The 22,318-nt window shown below is 68.0% G+C and carries 22 protein-coding genes; 11 read left to right on the plus strand and 11 right to left on the minus strand.

The genetic code is table 11. The annotated features are described in order from the left end of the window. The 6 genes from ACLML9_RS18195 to ACLML9_RS18220 form a co-directional block, all read right to left on the minus strand. A partial coding sequence (locus tag ACLML9_RS18195) for an IS5 family transposase (RefSeq protein ID WP_411946649.1) occupies positions 1-422 on the minus strand: 422 nt, incomplete at its 3' end. 116 nt (positions 423-538) lie between these two features. Next, positions 539-1,282, minus strand: coding sequence for a DUF427 domain-containing protein (locus tag ACLML9_RS18200; protein ID WP_411946650.1), 744 nt, complete (start codon positions 1,280-1,282; stop codon positions 539-541). 95 nt (positions 1,283-1,377) lie between these two features. Beyond that, the gene (locus ACLML9_RS18205) at positions 1,378-2,661 is read right to left on the minus strand and encodes an MFS transporter (RefSeq protein WP_411946651.1); all 1,284 of its coding nucleotides are present in this window, start codon (positions 2,659-2,661) and stop codon (positions 1,378-1,380) included. Further along, the gene (locus tag ACLML9_RS18210) at positions 2,658-3,128 is read right to left on the minus strand and encodes a MarR family winged helix-turn-helix transcriptional regulator (protein ID WP_411946652.1); all 471 of its coding nucleotides are present in this window, start codon (positions 3,126-3,128) and stop codon (positions 2,658-2,660) included. Before ACLML9_RS18210 ends, ACLML9_RS18205 begins: the two co-directional genes overlap by 4 nt. A 290-nt stretch (positions 3,129-3,418) precedes the next feature. After that, a complete protein-coding gene (locus ACLML9_RS18215) occupies positions 3,419-4,573 on the minus strand; it encodes an acetyl-CoA C-acetyltransferase (protein ID WP_411946668.1) in 1,155 nt (384 codons plus the stop codon). A 43-nt stretch (positions 4,574-4,616) separates the two neighbouring features. Next, the gene (locus ACLML9_RS18220) at positions 4,617-5,264 is read right to left on the minus strand and encodes a TetR/AcrR family transcriptional regulator (RefSeq protein WP_411946653.1); all 648 of its coding nucleotides are present in this window, start codon (positions 5,262-5,264) and stop codon (positions 4,617-4,619) included. A 264-nt stretch (positions 5,265-5,528) separates the two neighbouring features. Here ACLML9_RS18220 and ACLML9_RS18225 point away from each other — a divergent pair, with 264 nt between their 5' ends. Further along, entirely contained in the window at positions 5,529-6,035 is a 507-nt protein-coding gene (locus ACLML9_RS18225) for a nitroreductase/quinone reductase family protein (protein WP_411946654.1), read from the plus strand. A 159-nt stretch (positions 6,036-6,194) separates the two neighbouring features. Here ACLML9_RS18225 and ACLML9_RS18230 read toward each other — a convergent pair whose 3' ends face one another. Together ACLML9_RS18230 and ACLML9_RS18235 are read right to left on the minus strand one after the other, a co-directional pair. Then, positions 6,195-6,992: an SDR family oxidoreductase gene (locus tag ACLML9_RS18230; RefSeq protein ID WP_411946655.1), complete on the minus strand. Its 798-nt coding sequence runs from the start codon at positions 6,990-6,992 to the stop codon at positions 6,195-6,197. Continuing rightward, positions 6,989-8,149, minus strand: coding sequence for an acyl-CoA dehydrogenase family protein (locus ACLML9_RS18235; protein ID WP_411946669.1), 1,161 nt, complete (start codon positions 8,147-8,149; stop codon positions 6,989-6,991). Before ACLML9_RS18235 ends, ACLML9_RS18230 begins: the two co-directional genes overlap by 4 nt. 193 nt (positions 8,150-8,342) lie before the next feature. Here ACLML9_RS18235 and ACLML9_RS18240 point away from each other — a divergent pair, with 193 nt between their 5' ends. The 5 genes from ACLML9_RS18240 to ACLML9_RS18260 all read left to right on the plus strand — a co-directional run bounded on the left by ACLML9_RS18240 (position 8,343) and on the right by ACLML9_RS18260 (position 14,127). Then, positions 8,343-9,911: a FadD3 family acyl-CoA ligase gene (locus ACLML9_RS18240; protein WP_411946656.1), complete on the plus strand. Its 1,569-nt coding sequence runs from the start codon at positions 8,343-8,345 to the stop codon at positions 9,909-9,911. Beyond that, positions 9,911-10,825: an enoyl-CoA hydratase gene (locus tag ACLML9_RS18245; protein ID WP_411946657.1), complete on the plus strand. Its 915-nt coding sequence runs from the start codon at positions 9,911-9,913 to the stop codon at positions 10,823-10,825. Before ACLML9_RS18240 ends, ACLML9_RS18245 begins: the two co-directional genes overlap by 1 nt. Further along, entirely contained in the window at positions 10,826-11,965 is a 1,140-nt protein-coding gene (locus ACLML9_RS18250) for an acyl-CoA dehydrogenase family protein (protein ID WP_030522943.1), read from the plus strand. Continuing rightward, a complete protein-coding gene (locus ACLML9_RS18255; RefSeq protein WP_411946658.1) occupies positions 11,962-12,999 on the plus strand; it encodes an acyl-CoA dehydrogenase family protein in 1,038 nt (345 codons plus the stop codon). The genes ACLML9_RS18250 and ACLML9_RS18255 overlap by 4 nt, the downstream gene beginning before the upstream one ends. Positions 13,000-13,074: 75 nt before the next feature. After that, entirely contained in the window at positions 13,075-14,127 is a 1,053-nt protein-coding gene (locus ACLML9_RS18260; RefSeq protein ID WP_411946659.1) for an acyl-CoA dehydrogenase family protein, read from the plus strand. 52 nt (positions 14,128-14,179) lie between these two features. Here ACLML9_RS18260 and ACLML9_RS18265 read toward each other — a convergent pair whose 3' ends face one another. Next, complete coding sequence (locus tag ACLML9_RS18265; RefSeq protein WP_411946660.1) at positions 14,180-15,094, minus strand: quinone oxidoreductase family protein; 915 nt, start codon at positions 15,092-15,094, stop codon at positions 14,180-14,182. Positions 15,095-15,288: 194 nt separating this feature from the next. Between ACLML9_RS18265 and ACLML9_RS18270 the strand changes: the two genes are divergently transcribed. Further along, a complete protein-coding gene (locus ACLML9_RS18270) occupies positions 15,289-15,915 on the plus strand; it encodes a TetR/AcrR family transcriptional regulator (RefSeq protein WP_411946661.1) in 627 nt (208 codons plus the stop codon). Positions 15,916-16,175: 260 nt separating this feature from the next. Then, the gene (gene rsgA, locus ACLML9_RS18275; RefSeq protein WP_411946662.1) at positions 16,176-17,222 is read left to right on the plus strand and encodes a ribosome small subunit-dependent GTPase A; all 1,047 of its coding nucleotides are present in this window, start codon (positions 16,176-16,178) and stop codon (positions 17,220-17,222) included. A 377-nt stretch (positions 17,223-17,599) separates the two neighbouring features. Here rsgA and ACLML9_RS18280 read toward each other — a convergent pair whose 3' ends face one another. After that, positions 17,600-17,929, minus strand: coding sequence for a hypothetical protein (locus tag ACLML9_RS18280; protein WP_411946663.1), 330 nt, complete (start codon positions 17,927-17,929; stop codon positions 17,600-17,602). A 1-nt stretch (position 17,930) separates the two neighbouring features. Then, positions 17,931-19,148, minus strand: coding sequence for a Rieske 2Fe-2S domain-containing protein (locus ACLML9_RS18285; protein ID WP_411946664.1), 1,218 nt, complete (start codon positions 19,146-19,148; stop codon positions 17,931-17,933). 213 nt (positions 19,149-19,361) lie between these two features. Here ACLML9_RS18285 and hsaA point away from each other — a divergent pair, with 213 nt between their 5' ends. From hsaA to hsaC, 3 genes are read left to right on the plus strand one after another with little or no spacing between them, the layout of a single operon-like run. After that, positions 19,362-20,525 (plus strand): 3-hydroxy-9,10-secoandrosta-1,3,5(10)-triene-9,17-dione monooxygenase oxygenase subunit, encoded by a 1,164-nt coding sequence (gene hsaA / locus ACLML9_RS18290; protein WP_411946665.1) that lies wholly within the window; start codon positions 19,362-19,364, stop codon positions 20,523-20,525. Then, on the plus strand, positions 20,525-21,403 hold the full coding sequence (gene hsaD / locus ACLML9_RS18295; RefSeq protein ID WP_411946666.1) for a 4,5:9,10-diseco-3-hydroxy-5,9,17-trioxoandrosta-1(10),2-diene-4-oate hydrolase: 879 nt from the start codon (positions 20,525-20,527) through the stop codon (positions 21,401-21,403). Before hsaA ends, hsaD begins: the two co-directional genes overlap by 1 nt. Positions 21,404-21,405: 2 nt before the next feature. Continuing rightward, entirely contained in the window at positions 21,406-22,305 is a 900-nt protein-coding gene (hsaC, locus tag ACLML9_RS18300; protein ID WP_411946667.1) for an iron-dependent extradiol dioxygenase HsaC, read from the plus strand. Positions 22,306-22,318: the final 13 nt, after the last annotated feature.

Below are 22,318 nucleotides of genomic sequence, written 5' to 3' on the forward strand. Positions count from 1 at the left end.
ACCAGCCCACGCAAAAGCAACCCACCGGTATCGACGAGCAGATGCCGTTTACGGCCCCGCACCCGCTTGCCGGCGTCGTAGCCGATCTGCTCACCCCCTTGATGACTACGCACCGATTGGGAGTCCAGCACCGCCGCCGACGGCTGCGGGTCACGGCAGTCCTGCTCACGGACCCGGCCACGCAATTCCTCGTGCACCCGCGCCCACGTGCCATCAGCGGTCCAGGCCGCGAACACCTTGTAGGCGGTGTTCCACGGCGCCAGATCGTGGGGCACCAACCGCCACGCACACCCGGTGACCAGCACATACAAGACAGTGTCGACCAACAGACGCCGTGAATGCACCCGGGGCCGGCCACCCAGGCTCCGGCTCGGGGCGGCCGGTAGCAGCGGTTCGATCACCACCCACTGGTCATCGGTCAACGACGAGTCATAGGCAGGCTTACACGAACACGGGCACACCAGCCGACATCATCGACCCAACACCCCGAATAGCATGAGCGACACGCCCTTACACCGCCGGGTTCCCCAACACTTTCTCAGCCGAACGGACTCCGCGGCCGCTCCTGCAACTCACCGTCGATATAGATATCGACCTTCTCGTTGTAGAAACAGGCCAGCCCCGCGATCTTCTGGCTCTCCGGGGTCGGGGTCCGGTAGATCCACACCAGATCCGGATGCTCGGTCTCGCCGACGCGGATGTTCCAGTAGTCGGCATTGCCCTTGTACGGACAGCTGGTGTGGGTGTCCGACGGCCGCAGCAGGTCCATTCTGATATCGGTGAGCGGCAGGTAGAAACGGGCGGGCAGCCCGGTTTCGAACAGGATCCGCGGGGACCGCGAATCGGCCACGGTCACACCGTCGAGTTCCACCCGCACATGCCGGGAGCTCGCCAGGATATCCACGCGCGAGTACGGGTTACGCGGGTGGACGTAGATCGGCTCGTCCTCCTCGAACCATTCGTCCATCGCGTCCCAGTCCAACCGCACCAGCTCGTGCAACGGCGGATCCGCGTAGCGCAGTGCGGCGTCGGCGGCCGTGGTGCCGTCCACGACGACGTTGTAACCGGTCGCCTCCCCGAAGCGGGCCGAGGTGCGTGTGCTGCCGTCGAACTCGAGTTTCGCGCGCAGATCGCCGACCGGAATGTAGTAGGCCGGGTAATACGGGTTCTCCCAGACCAGCGCGGGGCGGACGGTATCGGCGACCAGATGTCCGCCGAGGTAGACCCGCACGCGCTTCTGAATCGTCTCGACCCGGACCTCGTCTCGCTGTGCTTCGGTCATACTCCCCGACCCTACGCCGGGTAGGTTGTCCGGATGGTCACGAAAAGAGCGGGCCCCGCCTGTCGGCGGGGCCCGCGGAAGACCTCTTGTGGAGGTCAGTCACCGACCGTGACCGCCTGCGCTTCCTCCACACTGTGGGGAGCGGGGTGGTGGTCGTCGATATGGGCCAGTGCCGAGCGGCCGGCCAGCAGCACCACCACACCGACGGCGGTGCAGACAGCGCCCACCCAGAACGGCAGCGAAACGCTGGTCTCACCGAGTTTGCCTGCCAGCCACGGTGCGGCGGCGCCGCCCGCGAAGCGGACGAAGCTGTAGGCCGCCGACGCGGTCGAGCGTTCCACCGGGGCGGAGATCATCACGGCCTCGGTGATCAGCGTGTTGTTGACGCCGAGGAACAGACCCGCGAGGACGACGCCGGCGATCAGCACCGGCTTGTGCTCGGCGAACAATGCCATCACCGCCAGATCCGCGGCGAACAGCCCGACCGCCACCGCGATCATGGGCAGCGTGCCGAAACGGTGCTGCAGTTTGGGCGCGAAGAAGACCGAGGCCACGGCGAGCAGGATGCCCCAGCCGCAGAAGATGAAGCCGATCGCGTAGGTGCCCATGTCCAGCGGGAACGGGGTGTAGGCGAGCAGGGTGAAGAAACCGAAGTTGTACAGCAGCGCCGTAATGCTCACGACCAGCAGGCCGCGGTGGCGCAGCGCCTTGAACGGCGCGGCCAGTGAGGTCGGTTTCGCGGCTTTCGGCCCCTCGGGCAGCAGCACGACGATCCCGATGAAGGCGACGGCCATCAGCACGGACACACCGAAGAACGGCCCGCGCCAGCTGATCCCGCCGAGCACGCCGCCCAGCAGCGGCCCGGTGGCGATACCGATACCCAGCGCCGCCTCGTAGAGGATGATCGCGCGCGCGACCCCGCCGCTGGCGGCACCGACAATGGTGGCCAGCGCGGTCGCGATGAACAGAGCGTTCCCGAGCCCCCAGCCCGCGCGGAAGCCGACGATCTGGTCGACCGTCCCCGACATACCGGCCAGGGCCGCGAACACGATGATCAGCGCGAGGCCGGCGAGCAGCGTCTTCTTCGCGCCGAACCGGCTGGAGACCACGCCCGTGACCAGCATGGCGACACCGGTGACGAGCATATAGCTGGTGAACAGCAGCGATACCTGCGACGGCGACGCGTGGAGCTGTTCACCGATGGGTTTGAGAATCGGATCGACCAGGCCGATGCCCATGAACGCGATAACGCTTGCGAAGGCGACGGCCCAGACCGCCTTCGGCTGCCCGGGCCCTGCGTGGTCACGCTGCGCTACCGCCCGCGGGCCTGACGCGCTTGTACTGTCCGGCTCGGTGGCCGTCCTGGTCGTGGTGCTCATCGGTCTTTCCTCGATTGCGTGTGGTGCCCGGCCGATTCCCGGATCGCCGCCAGCAGCTCCCGTAGCTCGGCTGCGAGTCCGGTCAAGCGTTCGGCGTCGAAGCCGGGTAGCGGGCCGGACAGCGCCTCGCGCATGGAGGCGCGGGTGGCGGCGAGCCGGGCACGCCCGGCCGGTGTGAGTTGGACGACGACCGCGCGCGAATCGTCCGGGTCACGGTGCCGGGAGGCGTATCCCTCCCCCACCAGGCGGGCGATGAGCGCGGTCGCCGTGGGTTGCGACGTGCGATCGATTCGAGCGAATTCGCTGACCCGCAGCGAACCGTGTTCCTCGAGCACTGCCAGTGCGCGCACGGTGGCACGCGGCAGGTCGTCGACGCTGAGCATTCCCGCCGCGCGCGTGAGCCGACCCGCGGTGACCAGTAGATCGACGACGGTGTCGTCCACATCGGTCACCGGGTTCGACTGCACCCAAATATTATTACATAGGCTAACTATCTATTTCCAGGCCGTCCGATGGGATACCCGCCACATGCCGCAACTGCGCGAGGAAGGTCGGCATCCACGGTTGCCTGGGTGCCGCGCCCGATTGGAAGGCCGGATCGCACTGGACGCACTGCTCGACGTGATGCCCGAGTACACCGTGGACCGGGCAGGTCTGCGCCGGGCCACGGTCACCGATGTCGCCGGCTGGGCCAACGTGCCGGTCCGGGGCCCACTGACAGAGACGATGTGGTGGCGGCCTTGCCGCCACCACATCGTCAGCGGTCGAGCCGCTCGATGATGGTGGCGTTGGCGGTGCCGCCGCCCTCGCAGATGGTGAGCAGGCCGTAGCGGCCGTTGATCCGCTCCAGTTCGTTCAGCAGGGTGGCGAAGAGTTTCGCGCCGGTCGCGCCGAGCGGATGGCCCAGTGCGATCGCGCCGCCGTTCACGTTCACCTTTTCCGGGTCGGCGCCGGTCTCTTTCAACCAGGCCAGCACCACGGGGGCGAAGGCCTCGTTGATCTCGACCACGTCGATATCGTCGATCGTCAGGCCGATCTTCTCCAGCGCCCACCTGGTGGCGGGGATCGGCGCGGTGAGCATGTACAGCGGGTCGGCGCCGCGGGCGCTGACATGGATGATGCGGGCACGCGGGGTGAGACCGTATTCCTCGACCGCCCACTCCGAGGCGAGCAGGGTGGCGCTGGCGCCGTCGGAGATCTGCGAGGCGACCGCGGCGGTCAGCGGGCTGCCCTCTTCCAGCGCGGGCAGCGAGGCCATCTTCTCCAGGCTGGTCTCGCGCGGACCCTGGTCGATCCAGAAATCCCCCACCGGCACGATCTCGTTGTCGAACCGGCCCGCTTTGATGGCGGCGCGGGCGCGCTCGTGGCTGCGCAGCGCCCACTGCTCCATCTCCTCGCGGGTGATCCCCCACTTCTCGGCGATCAACTGCGCGCCGCGGAACTGCGAGACCTCGCCGGTACCGTAGCGGTGATCCCAGCCCTTGGCGCCGACGAACGGCGAATCGAAGCCGTACTCCTTGCCGGCGATCATGGCCGCGGAGATCGGGACAGCGCTCATGTTCTGCACCCCGCCGGCCACGATGACCTCGGCGGTACCGCTCATGATGGCCTGGGCGCCGAAGTTGATGGCCTGCTGGCTGGACCCGCACTGCCGGTCCACGGTGACGCCGGGGACCTCTTCCGGATATCCGGCGGTCAGCCATATCGTCCGGCCGATATTGCCGGCCTGCGGGCCGACATTGTCGACGCAGCCGACGATCACATCGTCGACCCGGGCGGGGTCGATCGAATTGCGGCCGAGCAGGCCCTGCAACGCGGCCGCGCCGAGATCGGCCGGATGGACCTCCGCCAGCGCACCACCGCGCTTCCCGACCGGGGTTCGCACCGCATCGATCACATACGCCTCACGCAACGGTGCATAGGGGCGGCGGGCAGCTGTTGCCATGGAATTTCTCCTAATCGGTGTGGCCCGGCACGGTGAGCCCGTCGAGCACGATGGTGAGGTACTGCTTGGCGAGCGTGTCGACGGTGATCGACCCGCCGCCGGGCCGGTACCAGCGGACCGCGACCCAGACCGTGTCGCGCAGGAAGCGGTAGGCCAGGTCGATATCGAGTTCGGGGCGGAAGCTGCCGTCGGCGACGCCGCTGGTGAGGACGCGGCGCCAGAGCTCACGGAATTCGCGGTTGTAGTCGTCGATGTAGGCGAAACGTTCGGCGGCCAGCAGGCGTTTGGCCTCGGACTGGTAGATGGCGACCGCCGCATGGGATCGGTCGAAGGCCTCGTAGGAGGCCAGCACCAGGGCTTCCAGCGTGGCACGCGAATTCGGCCCGGCGGCGACGATCTCGCGGTAGCGTCCGAACAGCTCGTCGAGGAATCCGCGCAGGATCTCGTCCACCATCCCCTCTTTCGAGGAGAAGTGGTGGTACAGGCTGCCGGAGAGGATGCCCGCCGCGTCGGCGATATCACGCACCGTGGTGGCGCGCACCCCCCGTTCGGCGAACAGTTCTGCCGCCATATCGAGTAGTTCGGTTCGCCGGGCCGATTTCGAGGGGTCGGGTGCGGTCACCCCGCCATGATACAACCAAGCATTTGCTTGGTCCATGGGCCGTGCGCGACCGGCGGACCCGAGGTTTCCGGCTCCCCCCTCCCTGTCGGAGCCGGACCCCTCGGGCCCACGTCGCGGAAGAGATACGAATTCCGCACTGCTTCCGATTATTTGGACGGCCGGTATCGGGAACCGGTTCCGCCGGATACCGAATTCCGGCGACCGAATCGGAAAACTGCCGATCGCCGCGAGTCGTAGGTCAGCGGGGCCGTGCCCGGCACATACCGGAGGGCGCACCGGGGCCGTCGGTATATTCGCCGGATGACGACGCCGTTCCCGCACCGCCAGTGGGGTTCCCCGGAGAGCCCGCTGGCCCGTGCGGCAGACAGGTTCGCCGGCACGAAGTTCGGCTCTTGGCTGGTCCGGGCCCTCACCCCGCTGGACCGCCGGGTACTCGAACGCACCGGCGCCCGCTACACCGCGCTCGGGCCGATCGGGGCACCGGTGATCCTGTTGACCACCACGGGTCGCCGATCGGGACAGCCGCGCACCCAGCCGCTGCTGTGCGTGCACGACGGTGCCACCCTCTACGTCATCGGCAGCAACTTCGGTGGCGCCCGCCACCCGGCCTGGACGGCCAACCTCCTCGCCGAACCGAGCGCGACCGTGGCCATCGCGGGAGAACGCATTCCGGTCACCGCCACCCCGGTCGAGGGTGCCGCGGCGGAATCCATCTTCCAGCGTTTCGTCGAGATCACCGGCGCGTACGCCACCTACCGGCACCGCACCGACCGGGACCTGCGTATCTTCGCGCTCACCCGCGTCTGACCCGCTCATCCAGGCCTCCGTGGGACACGCGAACCCCTTGCGGGCACAGCACCGCGCCCGGCTGTACCGACCCCGGCGCACGAATCCCCCACCGGCGCCGGCACGATCATCGGCCGATACCGAAGTGGCCTCGGGCGACACCGCGCGCACGGGTTCCCCTCAGGCGCGCTGGCTGCTGATCGAGACCACCTCGCCGGTGAGGTAGGTGGTGTAGTCGCTGGCGAGCATCGCGATGGTGGCCGCGACCTCCCACGGTTCGGCCGCCCGGCCGAAGGCCTCGCGCTCGGAGAGCCGGTCGAGCAGTTCGCTGGAGCTGGTCTTGTCCAGGAACGCGTGCCGGGCGATGCTCGGCGACACCGCGTTGATCCGGACGCCCAGCTCGGCCGCCTCGACCGCGCTGCACCTGGTCAACGCCATCACACCGGCCTTCGCGGCGGCGTAGTGCGCCTGACCGTACTGAGCCCGCCAACCGAGCACGCTCGCATTGTTGACGATCACACCGCCGTGTTTCGCGTCGCGGAAGTACTTCAGCGCGGCCCGGGTGCAGCGGAAGGTGCCGTTGAGGGTGATGTCGAGGACGCGGTCCCACTCTTCGTCGGTCATATCGACCACCGGCGTCTCGCCGCCGAGGCCGGCGTTGTTGACGAAGATATCGACGCCGCCCAGCGCCGCGGCCGCCCCACGGACCAGTTCGTCGACCTGTCCGGTGCTGGTGACATCACAGGCGATCGCGGCGACCTTGCGGTCGGTGAACTCCGCGGACAATTCGGCACGCGTGGCCTCCAGCCGCCGTTCGTGCCAATCCGAGACCACCACATCGGCGCCTTCGGCGAGCAGCCGGCGGGCCGTCGCGGATCCGATCCCGGTACCGGCGGCCGCGGTGACCACGGCCCGGCGGCCGGTGAGCAGGTTGTGCGCCGGAGTCTGCGGGGGCGCGACCGACAGCGGCCCGCTCACTGCCGGGCCTCACGAGGGAGACCGAGCACCCGCTCGGAGATGATGTTGCGCTGCACTTCGTTCGAACCTCCGTAGATCGTGTCGGCGCGGGTGAACAGATACAGCCGCTGCCATTCGTCGAGATCACCGTCCGCGGCGACGAGTCCGGCGGCGCCGCGCACCGCCATGGCGAGTTCGCCGAGCCCGCGATGCCAATTGGCCCAGAGCAGTTTGCCCACCGAGGCCTGGCCGCCGTCGTCGGCGGTCTCGGCCATGGTGCGCAGCGCGTGGGCGCGCAGCACCCGCAGCCCCACCCAGGCACGATCTATCTTCTCCGCCAGCAGCGGATCGTCGAGGGCGCCGGACTCGCGGGCCAGGTTCTCGATCGCCGCGAGTTCCCGGGCGAAGCGGATCTGCTGGCCGAGCGTGGAGATACCGCGTTCGACGTTCAGCGTGCCCATCGCGACCCGCCAGCCGTCGCCCGGTTCGCCCACGACCAGGTCGGCATCGGTGCGCGCGTTGTCGAAGAACACCTCGTTGAATTCGGAGGTGCCGGTGAGCTGCACGATCGGCCGGACCTCGATACCGGGCTGATCCATCGGCACCAGCAGATACGAGAGGCCTTTGTGGCGTTTCGAGCCCGGTTCGGTGCGGCAGACCGCGAAGCACCAGTCGGCCACATGCGCCAGCGAGGTCCAGATCTTCTGCCCGTTGATCGACCACTGGTCGCCGTCCAGGCGGGCGGAGGTCGAGACAGCGGCGAGATCGGAGCCGGCGCCCGGTTCCGAGTAGCCCTGGCACCACAGTTCGGTGACGGTGCGGATTCCCGGCAGGAAACGGTCGCGCTGGGCGTCGGTGCCGAAGGCCAGCAGGGTCGGGCCGAGTAGTTCCTCACCCACGTGCGAGACCCGCGCGGGCGCGTTCGCCTTCGCGTACTCCTCGTGGAAGATGATCTGCTGCGCGACGCTCGCGTCGCGCCCGCCGTATTCCACCGGCCAGCCCAGGCAGGTCCAGCCCGCGGCGGCCAGCGCGCGGTCCCATTCCAGGCGTTCGTCGAAGGCCTCGTGTTCGCGGCCGGGGCCGCCCAGCCCGCGCAGTTCCCGGAATTCACCGTTGAGCTGCTCGTCGAGCCAGCTCCGCACCTGCTCGGCGAATTCGCCATCGCTCAGGGCGGCCACGCTGGTCCGTTCGGCCGTAGGCCGCGCTCTGGCGGCGTGTTCGGCCGATTGCCGTCCGCCGTCGCGACCGGTACCGGATTCTGAGGTCTGGATAGCACCCACGCCGGTAGGATAACCTACCAAGCACTTGCTTTGTAGACCGCAACTCGCAGACCGCGCACCCACCCACGGCCGCACGACATCGAGGACACCCGTGACACCCCCTGCGCACTCCCCACCGACGGACCGCACCACTCCGCTGGCCCTGCACGCCGCCGCCCAGAACTACGGCGCCGCGCCCGCGCTGGCCGACGGACCGGTCCGGCTCGACTGGATCCAATTGCTCGAACAGGTCCAGGACGTGGCACGCGCCCTGCTCGCCCGCGGCATCCGGACCGGTGACCGCGTGGGCATCTGGTCGCCCAATACCCATCACTGGGTTATCGCCGCACTCGGCGCCCACTACGCCGGCGCGACACTGGTCCCGCTCAATACCCGCTACGTCGCCGACGAGGTGGCCGATGTGCTGCGGCGGGTCGACGCCAAGGGCTTGTTCATCGCGGGCACCTTCCTCAAACGCGACCGGCTCGCCGAGTTGCGCGCGGCCGCGCCGGACCTGCGGATCGGCACCGTGATCGTGCTCCCGGTCGAAGGCACCGAGGAGCCCGTGCAGGACGCGCTGAACTGGTCCGAACTGGCCGCGGCCGGCGCCGGAGTCACCCGCGAGCAGGCGCGCGAGCGGGCGGAATCGATCAGCCCCGAAGACCTGTCCGACATCCTGTTCACCTCCGGCACCACCGGCCGCAGCAAGGGCGTCCTGATCGCACACCGGCAGACCTTGTCCGCGGTCCGCGGCTGGACCGAATGTTCGACGCTCAACAGCGACGACAACTATCTGATCGTCAACCCGTTCTTCCACAGCTTCGGCTACAAGGCCGGAATCATCGCCTGCCTGCTCACCGGGGCGACCATGGTCCCGCAGATCGTTTTCGACGTACCGACCACCATGCGGCTCATCGATCAGGAGGAGATCACCGTCCTGCCCGGCCCGCCCACCATCTACCAGTCCATCCTGGATTTCCCGGACCGTGACGGGTACCGGCTGGCGAGCCTGCGCGTGGCCGTCACGGGCGCGGCGCCGGTACCGGTGGTCCTGGTGGAGCGGATGCGCCGGGAACTGGACTTCGATGTGGTGCTCACCGCGTACGGGCTCTCGGAATCCACCGGGTTCGGCACCATGTGCCGGGTCGACGACGACGCCGAGACCATCTCCGCCACCAGCGGCCGCCCCATGGCCGGATTCGAACTGAAACTCAGTGACGCGGGTGAGGTCCTGTTGCGCGGACCCAACGTCATGCTCGGTTATCTGGACGACCCGGAGAGCACCGCCAGAACGATCGACGCGGACGGCTGGTTGCACACCGGCGATATCGGCGTGATCGACGACCGCGGCTATCTGAAGATCACCGACCGGCTCAAGGACATGTACGTCAGCGGCGGATTCAATGTGTATCCGGCCGAGATCGAACAGGCCCTGGCCGGATTGGACGGTGTCGCCGTCGTCGCGGTGATCGGCGTGCCCGATACCCGGATGGGTGAGGTGGGCAAGGCCTATATCGTCCGGAAACCGGGTGCCGCGATCGGCGAGGACCAGGTGTTCTCCTATGCCACCAAGGTGCTGGCCAATTTCAAGGTGCCGCGATTCGTCGAATTCCGCGACGAATTGCCCTACAACGCCGGCGGCAAGGTGCTCAAACGCCGGCTACGTGAGGAGAATTCGTAATGTCGGACAGCCCTGCCGCAAACCCCGCCGGGAGCATTCCCCACGAACCCGATGTGGTGACCTACGAACGCCGCGGCGCCATCGCGGTGGTCACCCTGAACCGGCCCGGCTACCGCAACGCCCAGAACTCGGTGATGACCTACGCGATCGACGCCGCGTTCGAGCGTGCGGTAGAGGACCCCGAGGTCAAGGTCATCGTGCTGGCCGGCAACGGGAAGCACTTCAGCGCGGGCCACGACCTGGGCACCCCCGGACGCGACCATCATGTGAAGTACCCGAACAAGGCCGCGCTGTGGTGGGACCATATCGACCGCCCCGGCGGTGATCAGCGGTTCGCCCGCGAGCTGGAGGTGTACCTGGGGATGTGCCGCCGCTGGCGCGAGATCCCCAAGCCGACCATCGCCATGGTGCAGGGCGCCTGTATCGCGGGCGGCCTCATGCTTGCCTGGGTCTGCGATCTGATCGTCGCCGCCGACGACGCCTTCTTCTCCGACCCCGTGGTGCGCATGGGGATTCCGGGTGTCGAATACTTCGCCCATCCGTGGGTGATGGGTCCCCGGGCCGCCAAGGAATTCCTGTACACCGGCGACCGGTTCGATGCCGCGCAGGCCAAGGAGTGGGGCATGGTCAACCGGGTCGTGCCGCGCGCCGACCTGGAATCGGAGACCATGGCGCTGGCCGAGAAGATCTCCGCCATGCCGCAGTTCGGGCTGGCGTTGACGAAGAAAGCGGTCAACCAGTCCGAGGACCTCATGGGAATGCGGGCCGGAATGGATTCGGTATTCGGACTCCACCATTTCGCACACGCGCACAACGCCGAGGTCGGAGCGGATTCCCTGGGCGGTATGAACGCCAGGACCATGAAAGCGCAGGCGAGTACGGCCGACGCGAAGTACACGGACGGGAAAGACTGAATGGATCTCGATCTCGACGAAGGCACCCGGGAATTCCAGCGGGAGGTCCGCGAATTCCTGGCCGCGAACGTGCCCGCGGAACCGCTGCCGTCTATGGACACCGAGGCCGGTTTCGAAGCCCATCGCGCCTGGGAACGCACCCTGGCCGAGGCCCGGTTGTCGGTGGTGTCGTGGCCGCGCGAGTTCGGTGGGCGGGACGCGTCGCTGCTCGAATGGGTGCTTTTCGAGCAGGAGTACTACGCGGCGGGCGCCCCGGGCCGGGTGAGTCAGAACGGTATCTTCCTGCTGGCCCCCACCCTGTTCGAGCACGGCACCCCGGAGCAGTTGGAGCGGATCATGCCGCGGATGGCCCGCGGCGACGATATCTGGGCCCAGGCATGGTCGGAGCCGGAGGCCGGTAGCGATCTGGCCGGTATCCGCTCCACCGCCCGGCGCGCCGAGGGCGGCTGGGTGCTCAGCGGTCAGAAGACCTGGAGTTCCCGGGCGGCGTTCGCCGACCGGGCGTTCGGCCTGTTCCGCAGCGACCCCGCCGCCGAGCGGCACCGCGGCCTCACCTACCTGATGTTCCCGCTCGACGCCGACGGCGTCACCGTCCGCCCGATCCCCCAGCTCGACGGAGAGCCCGGGTTCGCGGAGATCTTCCTCGACGATGTCTTCGTTCCCGACAGCGATGTGATCGGCGCCCCCAACGAGGGCTGGCGGGTCGCCATGAGCACCTCCAGCAACGAGCGCGGTCTCTCGCTGCGCAGCCCCGGCCGGTTCAGCGCGACCGCGCAGCGGTTGATCGACCTGTGGACCGAACGCGGCGATACCGGCACCGCGGCCCGCGACGCGGTGGTGGACGCCTGGCTCGGCAGCGAGGCCTATCGGCTGCATACCTTCGGGACGGTCACGCGGCTCGACCAGGGCGGCAAGCTCGGCGCCGAATCGTCGATCACCAAGGTGTTCTGGTCCGAACTCGATATCGCCATGCACGAAACCGCACTGGACCTGCTCGGACCCGAAGCCGAACAGGCGAGCCGCTGGACCGACGGCTATCTGTTCTCGCTGTCGGGCCCGATCTACGCCGGCACCAACGAGATCCAACGCAACATCATCGCCGAGCGGCTCCTCGGCCTACCGAGGGGAAGCAACCGATGAAATTCGCGCTCAGCCCGGAGCATCAGGACTTCGGGGCCAGTATCCGCAAACTGTTCGAGTCCGGTTCCACGACCGCCGCGGTGCGGGCGTGGAGCTCCGGCGATCCGGCGCCCGGCCGGACACTGATCGAACAGCTGGCCGCCGCGGGAGCGTTCGGCCTGACCATCACCGAGGAGTTCGGCGGTCTCGACGCCGAACCACTGGACCAGGTGGTGGCCTTCGTCGAGATCGGCCGGGCGGCGGCACCCGGGCCGCTGGCGGAGTCGGCGGCCGCCGTCCCCGCGCTGCTCCAAACGCTCGCCGGCACAGACCCCGAACCGGCCCGGCGCTGGTTGCCCGGGATCTCCGAGGGCACGGTGTCGGCCACCGTCGCCTTCACCGGTAGGGGCGGCCGGGCGATCGCCGTGGACGCCGACCGGGTCGATCTCGTCCTGGTGGCCGACGGCGACCGGATCGGCACGGGACGGGTCGTCGGCGAATCGGTGCGCTCGGTGGATCCCGCACGCCGGCTGTTCACGGTCGAGTCCGATGAACTCCTCGCCGAGGGACCGCATGCCGCCGAGGCCGTCGCGGCGGCTTTCGACGCCGGGGCCCTGGCCAACGCGGCCCAGTTGCTCGGCGCGGGCAAGGCGCTGCTCGACGCATCGACCGATTACGTCAAACAGCGCAAACAGTTCGGCCGCCCGATCGGTGAATTCCAGGCGGTCAAACAGAAACTGGCCGATGTCCTCATCGGGCTCGACCTCGCCGAACCGCTGCTGTACCGGGCCGCGCTGACCACCGCGACGACCAACCGGGCCCGTGACACCTCCGCCGCGGCCGTCGCCTGCGCCGACGCCGCGTACCGGGCGGCCCGTGCCGCGCTGCAGGTGCACGGCGCCATCGGCTACACCGCCGAATACGACCTGTCGCTGTGGCTGACCCGGGTCACCGCACTGCGCACCGCCTGGGGCACCCCGGATCTGCACCGCGGCCGGATCGCCGAGGCGCTGCGCGCCGCGCCCGCCGCGGATCCGGCCGGCGCGCTCACCTGACCGGAGAACCGGCAGGCAGCGGCGAGAACGCCACGGTTGCGCTGCCGGTATCCGTCCGAAACCACGGGAGAAAAGATGATCAGCGAGGAACAGCAGGAGCTGGTGGCGGCGGTCCGGGGACTGCTGGCCAAACGTGACGCGCGAGCCGGCGTCCGTAAGGCCATGGACAACGACCTGGGCTACGACCCACAGTTGTGGGCGCAGCTGTGCGAACAGGTCGGCGTGGCCGCGCTGGCCGTACCCGAGGAGTTCGGCGGGTTCGGCGCGGGCCTGGTCGAATCCCTGCTGGTGGTGGGCGAACTCGGCCGGACGCTCGCCGATGTGCCGATGCTGGGCTCGGCGGTACTGGGCGTGCAGGCGGTACTGCTTTCCGGTGACGAAGAGGCCTGCGCGCGGCTGCTGCCCGAGGTCGCCGAGGGCCGGCGCACCCTCGCCGTCTGCTGGGCCTCGGCCCGTGGCTGGGACGACTTCGGGGTGCGGGCCGAGGGAGAAACCCTCGACGGTACGGCCCACTACGTGCTCGACGGCACCGTAGCCGACACTCTGATCGTGGTCACCGAAACCGGACTGTTCGAGGTCGACCCGAGCGTCGACGGTGTCGAGCGGCGCCGGGTCGCCGCCATGGACCCCTCCCGCGCCCTGTCGGAGATCTCGTTCACCGCGACGCCCGCGCGCCGGCTGGGTGACGCGGACCCCGCCCCGATCATCGAACGGCTGCACCGCGTCGCGTGGGCCGCGGTCGCCGCCGAACAGGTGGGCGCGGCCGAATACTGCCTGGAGGCCACGGTCGAGTACACCAAATCCCGGGTGCAGTTCGGCCGGGCCATCGGCAGTTTCCAGGCCCTCAAGCACCGGATGGCCGATATGTACGTACTCGCCGAGTCGGCGAAATCGGCCGCCCTGGCCGCCGGCTTCGCGGTGGCCGAGGACGCGCCGTCGGCCGCCGAGGACGTCTGGGCCGCCCGCCGGCAGTGCTCCGAATCGTTCTCCACCATCGCCGCGGAAACCATTCAGCTGCACGGCGGTATCGCCATCACCTGGGAACACGACGCGCACCTGTACTTCAAGCGCGCCCACGGCGACGCCGAACTCTTCGGCGTACCGCGGCGTCCACTGGTCACCGGTTGAGAACACGGCGGCCCGGTGGCCGCCGGTCTCCTCTCGCCGGTCCCGGCCCGAATCAGCCGATGGTGGCGCTCATCCGGATGGCGACGCGTCCGGTGTTCCGGCGCGCCTCGACCGAGGCCAGGGCGGCGTCGATCCGTTCCAGCGGATAGACCGTGTGCCGTGGACGAACCGCGCCGTCCGCGAGCAACTGCCACAGCTCCCGGCGATAGCTCTCGATCCGTTCCGGCTCGGTGCGCGCCGGCAGGCCCATCGAGAAACCGGTGACGCTCTTGTGGTTCGCGAGCAGGCTTCCCGCCTCCACGGTGCCGCCGCCCGCACTGAACACCACCAGGCGTCCATATGCCGCCAGCGCTTCGACCGCCCGCGGCACCAGCGCACCGCCTACTCCGTCGGCTATCACATCGAACCGTTCGGACCACGGCTGGTCATAGGTCACCACCGCGTCCGCGCCGCATTCGCGGACGAAGCCGGCTTTGCCGCCCGAACCGACCGCACCGACCACCCGCCTGGCGCCCGACGCTCGCGCGATCTGCACGGCCAGATGACCGGCCCCGCTCGCCGCCGCGGTGACCAGCACCGACTTCCCGGCGAGTGGTCCGGCCGCACGCAGCGCCCCCAGCGCTACCAAACCGCCGCGCACCACGGCGAGCGCGTCGGCAGTGTCCACGTCGCCGGGTAGCTCGGTCACCAGAGCCGGAGTGGCGAGGACGTACTCGGCGTAGACACCTTCCAGGACCACCCCACCGACCTCTTGGCCCAGCCAGCTCTCCGGCATCCCCGAGCCGATCTCGACCACGACGCCCACCATTTCGCCGCCGGGTTCGGCGACGCGCTCGGTCCGCAGCATGCGCACCAGGCCCAGGTGGACACCCACGAGCCGAGTCCGGACCAGTAGCTGTCCGGGGCCGGGAACCGGCCGCGGCGCCTCGACGGTCTCCGGATGCTCGGTGAAGCGAATTCTGCGCACGTCGCCCTGCCTTCCTCGTCCGACGCCGGGGCACCGGCGTGGCTCGTTCGTCCGCTGCGATGGCGAAGGTCCCGCCCGCTCGAGCGATCCGGCCTGCCCCGCTCTTCCCGACACGAAACTTACGTCGATAGTAAATTTATGCTCGTGGCAGAAAGTATGTCAACCCGAAATTGCGCTCGTTGTACCTTGGGCCTATGGATACCGAGTCGATGGGCCTGCGGGAGGCCAAGAAGCGCGAGACCCGCCGATCGATCTCCGACCACGCGACCCGCCTGTTCATCGAGCACGGTTTCGAGGCGACCACCATCGCCGATATCGCCGCGCGCGCCCGGGTCGCCAAGAAGACGGTGACCAACTACTTCCCGCGCAAGGAGGATCTGGCGCTCGACATCCACCAGGAGTTCGTCACCTCGCTCGCGGATACGGTGAACGCCCGCGCTCGGGACACCTCCGCCCTGGCCGCCCTCCGTACCGAATACCTCGCCGCCGCTCGGCGTTCCGACCCCCTCGCCGGTTTCTCCGGCCCGGACTTCTGCCGCATGATCACCGACAGCCCGACCCTGGTCGCGCGGCTGCGCGAACTGCACGAACTCCGCGAACACGCACTCGCCGCGGCCCTGCCCGGCGACGACCTCACCCGCCGGGCCGCGGCCGCCCAGCTGGGCGCCGCACACCGCCTGCTGTTCCAGCGGGCGCAGGAGCTGACGATGCTCGAGCACTCACCCGAGCACATCGTGGCGAGAGTGGTCGAGGAAGCCGGGCGGGTCTTCGATCTACTCGAACCCGGGCTCGGCGATTACGCGATCGCTCGAACGAGATGACCACAGCGTCTTCGGGAGCATTCGTGGGCAGTGGCGCCGCCCTGGGGCGCACGGTGCGGAAAAAGGATTGCGTGGACGCGGGCGCCGTGTAAAAGTAACCGGCAACAGCGAGTCGTGAAGGAGGTGGAGAGCGTGGCGGTCACCCGGATTGCCGTGGCGCGGCGAACCGCACCGGTTCGTACCGCCCCGTCGTTCTCCCTCTCGAACTCCACTCGCTGAGCCCGGTCGGGCTCGGCGCCCGACGAAGGATTTCCTCCCTCATGGTCGACTTCGACCCACTCGTCCCTTTCGGCTGGACAGAAAACGTAGCCGCGCAGTACCTCCCGCTCCTCGACGCCGATTGTGTCCCCGCCCGTATCGTCCGGATGGATCGCGGCGAATGCGATGTGGTGACCCCCACCGGGCCCGCCCGGGCCACCTGCCCGCGCGCGGACTCCTCGGTGAGCGGTCTGTGCACCGGCGACTGGGTGAGCCTGGACGCCCGTTCGCATGTCCGGGCCCTGCTGCCCCGCCGTACCGCCATCGCCCGTTCCGCCGCGTCCGGACGGTCGGAGAGCCAGGTACTGGCCGCCAATGTCGATACCGTGCTGATCTGCGCGCCCGCCGACGGCGATGTGGATCTGGGGCGCATCGAACGGATGCTCGCCCTGGTCTGGGAGAGCGGCGCCCAGCCCGTGGTCGTGCTCACCAAGGCGGATACCACCGAGGATCTACCGCTCGACGAGGTCCGTGCCGTGGCGCCTGGTGCCCCGGTGCTGGCGGTCAGCGCGACCGCCGAACTCGGCCTCGATGTACTGGTCGCGGTACTGAGCGGCACGGTGGTTCTGCTGGGACCGTCCGGTGCGGGTAAGTCCACACTCGCCAACGCACTGCTCGGCGCGGAGGTCTTCGCCACCGATACGGTGCGCGCGGCCGACAAGAAGGGCCGGCACACCACGGTGCACCGCGAACTGCGTCCGCTACCCACCGGCGGCACCCTCATCGACACCCCCGGACTGCGGGGCATCGGACTGTGGGACGCGGCCGAGGGCATCAGCCGGACCTTCAGCGATGTCGAAGAACTCGCCACCGGCTGCCGGTTCGCCGACTGCGCCCACGACGCCGAACCGGGTTGCGCCGTCCGCGCGGCCGTCGAATCCGGCGAGATACCGGAACGGCGGGTGCGCAGCTATCGCAAGCTGGGCAAGGAGAACGCCTGGATGGAAGCGCGGTCGGACAAACGGCTCCAGGCCGAGCGCGAGAAGGCGTGGCGGGGTATCGCCAAGGAACAGCGGCGCATGTATCGCGAGCGCGGCTCCCGGCGCTGACCATACGGGCAGGCGCCACACCGGAGAAGCGGCGGCCACTCCAGTCATCTGGAGTGGCCGCCGCGTACGATCTGCTTTCGCCGGCGCCTTTACCTCGGCGCGATCCACGACTCGCCGAGCCTGCGGTATCGGCATTCGGGACTTCCGGCGCCCGGGTGTCACGAGTGACCGGCGCCGGACCTATCGAACTCGTCGGCTATCGCCTCGTTCGTCTCCCTGGAATCCCAGTGTCCATCGAGTGTGAGCATCCCACGCAACGAACCACGGCCGGTACGGCCGACGCTGTGCTCGGAGGACGCATTCCATGGCATTCTCGGGAGAATACGCACGGCCACGTGATACCTGAAGTCCCCCGGAGATCCAAGGACTCCGGACGGCTACTCCGGAACCTCGAGCAACCCCTCGTCGACGGCCCATTTGATGGTCTTCTGCAAACGCTCACAGGTATCCGGCCGACCGGGCCCGTACCCCTCGGCGCTGAGTTCGGCGAAAACCGGGCAGCGGGCGGCCGGGTTCTCGGCCCACTGCACCGAGGTCTGCCGGGAGCTGCTCTTACGGACCCGCACCTCGGCGTCGCAGGCCTGACACCGCAGCGGTGTCAGGCCGTCCTCCAGGTATCGCTGCTGGTCCACGACCGTCTGGGCCCGCACCGCGGCCTGCCGGGCGGGCTGGTCGGCGAAGTCGGGTGCTTTTGCCCAGCGGGTCATATCAGACTCCTGCCTCCGCTTGGTCGGCGTCCGCCGCGGCCGCCTCTTGTTCGCGTTTACGCCGCAGGTTCTCTTCGACCTCGGCTTCCCATGCCTCGTTCGCCTTCGCGGTGTCGACCTCGAATTCGAACCGCTGGGTCATCTTCTCGGTCACGTCGGCGACGTCGACGTAGAACTGGTCGTACCAGCGCCGCAGCTGGTAGACCGGGCCGTCCTCCTCGCAGAGCAACGGGTTCTCGACCTTGGACTTGTGCTTCCAGATCTCCACGTCCTGCAGGAAGCCGTCACCGAAGAAATCGGCCATGGTCTTCGCGAGGTTCTGCGCGGTCTCGTCGTCGAGGCCCTTCGGCTTCTCGACGGTCAGACCCCACTGCAGCATGAACGAATCCTGCGACACCGGATAGTGGCAGTTGATCAGGTTGACCGTGATCTCGTAACCGCCGTAGCTGTTGACCAGGGGGTTGATCATGTAGGAGGGCCCGAAGTACGAGGCCTCCGATTTCAGGAGCTGATCGCCGGCGTATTTGGCGCCCATCCCGATATCGGGCCGACCCTTGGTCTCCAGGAACTGAGTGGCGACATGCCCCTCGAAAACGTTCTTGAAGAAGGTGGGGAAAGCGTAGTGGATATAGAAGAAGTGGGCCATATCCACCACGTTGTCGATGATCTCACGGCAGTTCGCACCCTCGATCAGCAACGAGTTCCAGGTCCACTGGGTCCAGCCACTGTCGAGTTCCTCCACCGGATTGCCGTCGGCATCGGTGTAGGGACCTTTGATATAGGGGATGGTGACCTCGGGCGGCGGTTCGTTGCGCTCGTGGTCGTGCCAGACGAAGAGCTGGCCGTTGCGCTCGAGGGTGGTCCAGCGCCGTGTACGCGCCAGTGGTGGGACCCGCCGCGCGTAGGGGATGGACGTGCATTTACCGGTCGCGCCCCAGCGCCAATCGTGGAACGGGCAGGCGACATCGTCGCCCTTGATCTCACCCATGCTGAGATCGCCGCCCATATGCCGGCAGTAGGCGTCGAGTACGTGCAACTCGTCGGCGCTGTCGGCCCAGATCACCAGTTTGGTGCCGAACGCTTGCACCGAATGCGGTTTGCCGTCCCGGAAATTCTGCGCCAACCCCAGGCAATGCCATCCGCGCGCGTACCGGGTGGGAACCGAGCCGACGTCGAGCTCCCGGACCTTCGCACCGCCGCCCGGCGTGGTTGCTGCCATCGCAAATCCTCCTCCTGCTGTACTAGAACACGTTACAAAACTGACGCCCCGAACGCCACCCATTCACGCCACATCCAGCACATGTCGCATATATGCGGCCCACCGGCACCAGTTCTCGACATGAACAAGAACCTGTTCTAGTCTCAGAGGTAAATTCTGCGCCGAGCAGATGACTACCGGTTAGCAAACGACCAGGCAGGAGCAGGGCCGGAGATGACGCGAGAAGTGACGATGCGGGTCGAAGCGCTATTGCCCACGCTGCGCGCCCGCGCACAGGAGGCCGAAGACCTTCGGCAGATCCCCGAGGAATCGATCAAGGACCTGCAGGAAGCCGGTTTCTTCCGGTTGCTGCAGCCGAAGCAGTGGGGCGGGCACGCCGCGGACCCGGTCGTCTTCTACGACACCGTCCGCAAGATCGCCAGCGCCTGCGGCTCTACCGGCTGGGTCGCCGGGATCATCGGCGTGCACAACTGGCATCTGGCGCTGTTCGGCCAGGACGCGCAGGAAGAGGTGTGGGGCGAGAACACCGATGTGCGGATCTCCTCCTCCTACGCGCCCATGGGGGCCGGCACCGTGGTCGACGGCGGCTACCGGGTCAGCGGCTCGTGGGCCTGGTCCTCGGGCTCCGGGCACGCCGACTGGACCTTCGTCGGCGGACCGGTGATCAAGAACGGCAAGCCGGTCGATTTCGGCAGCTTCCTGATCCCCCGCGCCGAATACGAGATCGACGACGTCTGGAACGTGGTCGGCCTGCGCGGCACCGGTTCGAACACACTCGTGGTGAAGGACGTTTTCGTACCCATGCACCGGTTCCTCGGCTACAAGACCATGAACGACCTGAAATCGCCCGGCCTGGAACGCAATACCGACCCCGTGTACAAGATGCCGTGGGGCACCATCCACCCCACCACCATCTCCGCGCCGATCGTCGGTATGGCCTACGGCGCCTACGAGGCCCACGTCGAGCACCAGGGCAAGCGGCTGCGCGCCGCCTACGCCGGCGAGAAGGCCAAGGATGATCCCTTCGCGAAGGTGCGGATCGCCGAGGCCTCCAGCGATATCGACGCCGCCTGGCGTCAGCTGTCGGGCAATGTGGCCGACGAATACGCGCTGCTGCTCGAAGGTAAGGAGATCCCGTTCGACCTGCGCGTACGCGCCCGGCGCGACCAGGTCCGCGCGACCGGCCGGGCCATCGCCTCGATCGACAAACTCTTCGAGAGCTCCGGTGCCACCGCTCTGGTGAACGGCACCCCGCTGCAGCGGTTCTGGCGCGACGCGCACGCCGGGCGCGTGCACGCCTCCAACGATCCCGAGCGCGCCTACGTCATGTACGGCACGCACGAATTCGGGCTGCCGGTTTCCGACGGGATGGTGTGATGACCTCGACCGCCGAACTCACCTACGAATCCACCTCGCGATTCGCCCAGGTTCGTCCGGATCTGAAACTGCACTACCACGAGGCCGGCGTCGGCAACGGTCCCACCATCGTGCTGCTGCACGGCGGCGGGCCGGGGGCGTCCTCGTGGTCGAACTTCTCTCGCAACATCGCGGTGCTGGCCCGCGACTTCCACGTGATCGCGGTCGATCAGCCCGGGTACGGGCAATCCGACAAGCCGACCGAGCATCCGCAGTACTTCGTACACAGCTCCTCGGCGCTGAAGGATCTGCTCGACATCCTGGAGATCACCGATCGGGTCCACCTGCTGGGCAATTCGCTCGGCGGCGGCACGGCGGTGCGCTTCGCGCTCGACTATCCCGATCGCGCGGGGAAACTGATCCTGATGGGCCCGGGCGGGCTGAGCACCAACCTCTTCGCCCCCGACCCCACCGAGGGCGTCAAGCTGCTGGGCAAGTTCAATTACGAACCCACCCGGGAGAACCTCGAGGCGTTCCTGCGGATCATGGTCTTCGACCAGTCCCTGGTCACCGAGGAACTGATCGAGGAGCGTTTCGCCTCGGCGAGCACCCCCGAGGCGCTGGCCGCCGCCCGGGCCATGGGTAAATCCTTCGCGAGCGCCGATTTCGAGAAGGGCATGCTCTGGCGGGACGCGTACAAACTGCGCCAGCCGGTGCTGCTGATCTGGGGCCGGGAGGACCGGGTGAACCCGCTCGACGGCGCTCTGGTGGCGCTCAAGAGCATCCCGCGCGCACAATTGCACGTATTCGGCGGGTGCGGGCACTGGGCGCAGCTGGAGAAGTTCGCCGAATTCAACCGGCTGGCCACCGATTTCCTGCTCAGCGTCAAGGAGAAATGACAATGAGTATCAAGGCACTCGGGTACATGCGCATCGAGGCCACCGATATGGCGGCCTGGCGCGAGTACGGATTGAAAGTGCTCGGCATGATGGAGGGCGACGGGAACAACCCCGACGCGCTCTATCTCCGGATGGATGATTTCGCCGCCCGGTTGGTGATCGTGCCGGGCGAGAAGGACCGGCTGCTGGTGTCGGGCTGGGAGGTCACCGACGGCCCCGCGCTGCAACGTCTCCGGGAGACGCTGGAGAAGAACGGCGTCGACTTCGAAGAAGGCACCAAGGCGGAACTCGCCGAGCGCCGGGTCGAAGGGATGATCCGCTTCCAGGATCCTTCCGACAACACCCTCGAGGCGTTCTACGGCGCCCAGTACCTCGGCCGGCGGTTCGTCAGCCCGTACGGCCACAAGTTCGTCACCGCCGAACAGGGCCTGGGCCATGTGGTCCTGACCTGCAACGACGATGCCGCGGCACAGGCGTTCTACCAGGATGTGCTCGGGTTCCGGCTGCGCGATTCGATGCGCCTGCCGCCGCAGCTGGTGGGCCGGCCGGAGGACGGCGACCCGGCCTGGCTGCGGTTCTACGGGTGCAATCCGCGGCACCACGCGCTCGCGTTCCTGCCACTGCCCAACCCGACCGGCATCGTCCACCTCATGGTCGAGGTGGAGAACTCCGACGATGTCGGCCTGTGCCTGGACCGGGCCATGCGCAAGAAGGTGAAGATGTCGGCCACCCTGGGCCGGCACATCAACGACAAGATGCTGTCGTTCTATATGAAGACTCCCGGTGGGTTCGACGTCGAATTCGGCTGCGAAGGATTGGAAGTCGACGACCACAGCTGGACCGCCCGGGAATCCACCGCGGTGAGCCTGTGGGGCCACGATTTCTCCGTGGGTTTCAAGTGATCTCCGGCCGGAC

This window comes from Nocardia sp. NPDC002869 (genome assembly GCF_046764065.1).
Classification (GTDB): Bacteria; Actinomycetota; Actinomycetes; order Mycobacteriales; family Mycobacteriaceae; genus Nocardia; species Nocardia rhamnosiphila.

Excerpts from the sequence above, each read along its gene's own strand:
- ACLML9_RS18200 (WP_411946650.1), bottom strand. The coding sequence starts at position 1,282 with ATGACCGAAGCACAGCGAGACGAGGTCCGGGTCGAGACGATTCAGAAG.
- ACLML9_RS18205 (WP_411946651.1), bottom strand. The coding sequence starts at position 2,661 with ATGAGCACCACGACCAGGACGGCCACCGAGCCGGACAGTACAAGCGCG.
- ACLML9_RS18220 (WP_411946653.1), bottom strand. The coding sequence starts at position 5,264 with ATGGACCAAGCAAATGCTTGGTTGTATCATGGCGGGGTGACCGCACCC.
- ACLML9_RS18225 (WP_411946654.1), top strand. The coding sequence starts at position 5,529 with ATGACGACGCCGTTCCCGCACCGCCAGTGGGGTTCCCCGGAGAGCCCG.
- ACLML9_RS18245 (WP_411946657.1), top strand. The coding sequence starts at position 9,911 with ATGTCGGACAGCCCTGCCGCAAACCCCGCCGGGAGCATTCCCCACGAA.
- ACLML9_RS18250 (WP_030522943.1), top strand. The coding sequence starts at position 10,826 with ATGGATCTCGATCTCGACGAAGGCACCCGGGAATTCCAGCGGGAGGTC.
- ACLML9_RS18255 (WP_411946658.1), top strand. The coding sequence starts at position 11,962 with ATGAAATTCGCGCTCAGCCCGGAGCATCAGGACTTCGGGGCCAGTATC.
- ACLML9_RS18260 (WP_411946659.1), top strand. The coding sequence starts at position 13,075 with ATGATCAGCGAGGAACAGCAGGAGCTGGTGGCGGCGGTCCGGGGACTG.
- ACLML9_RS18270 (WP_411946661.1), top strand. The coding sequence starts at position 15,289 with ATGGATACCGAGTCGATGGGCCTGCGGGAGGCCAAGAAGCGCGAGACC.
- rsgA (WP_411946662.1), top strand. The coding sequence starts at position 16,176 with ATGGTCGACTTCGACCCACTCGTCCCTTTCGGCTGGACAGAAAACGTA.
- ACLML9_RS18280 (WP_411946663.1), bottom strand. The coding sequence starts at position 17,929 with ATGACCCGCTGGGCAAAAGCACCCGACTTCGCCGACCAGCCCGCCCGG.
- ACLML9_RS18285 (WP_411946664.1), bottom strand. The coding sequence starts at position 19,148 with ATGGCAGCAACCACGCCGGGCGGCGGTGCGAAGGTCCGGGAGCTCGAC.
- hsaA (WP_411946665.1), top strand. The coding sequence starts at position 19,362 with ATGACGCGAGAAGTGACGATGCGGGTCGAAGCGCTATTGCCCACGCTG.
- hsaD (WP_411946666.1), top strand. The coding sequence starts at position 20,525 with ATGACCTCGACCGCCGAACTCACCTACGAATCCACCTCGCGATTCGCC.
- hsaC (WP_411946667.1), top strand. The coding sequence starts at position 21,406 with ATGAGTATCAAGGCACTCGGGTACATGCGCATCGAGGCCACCGATATG.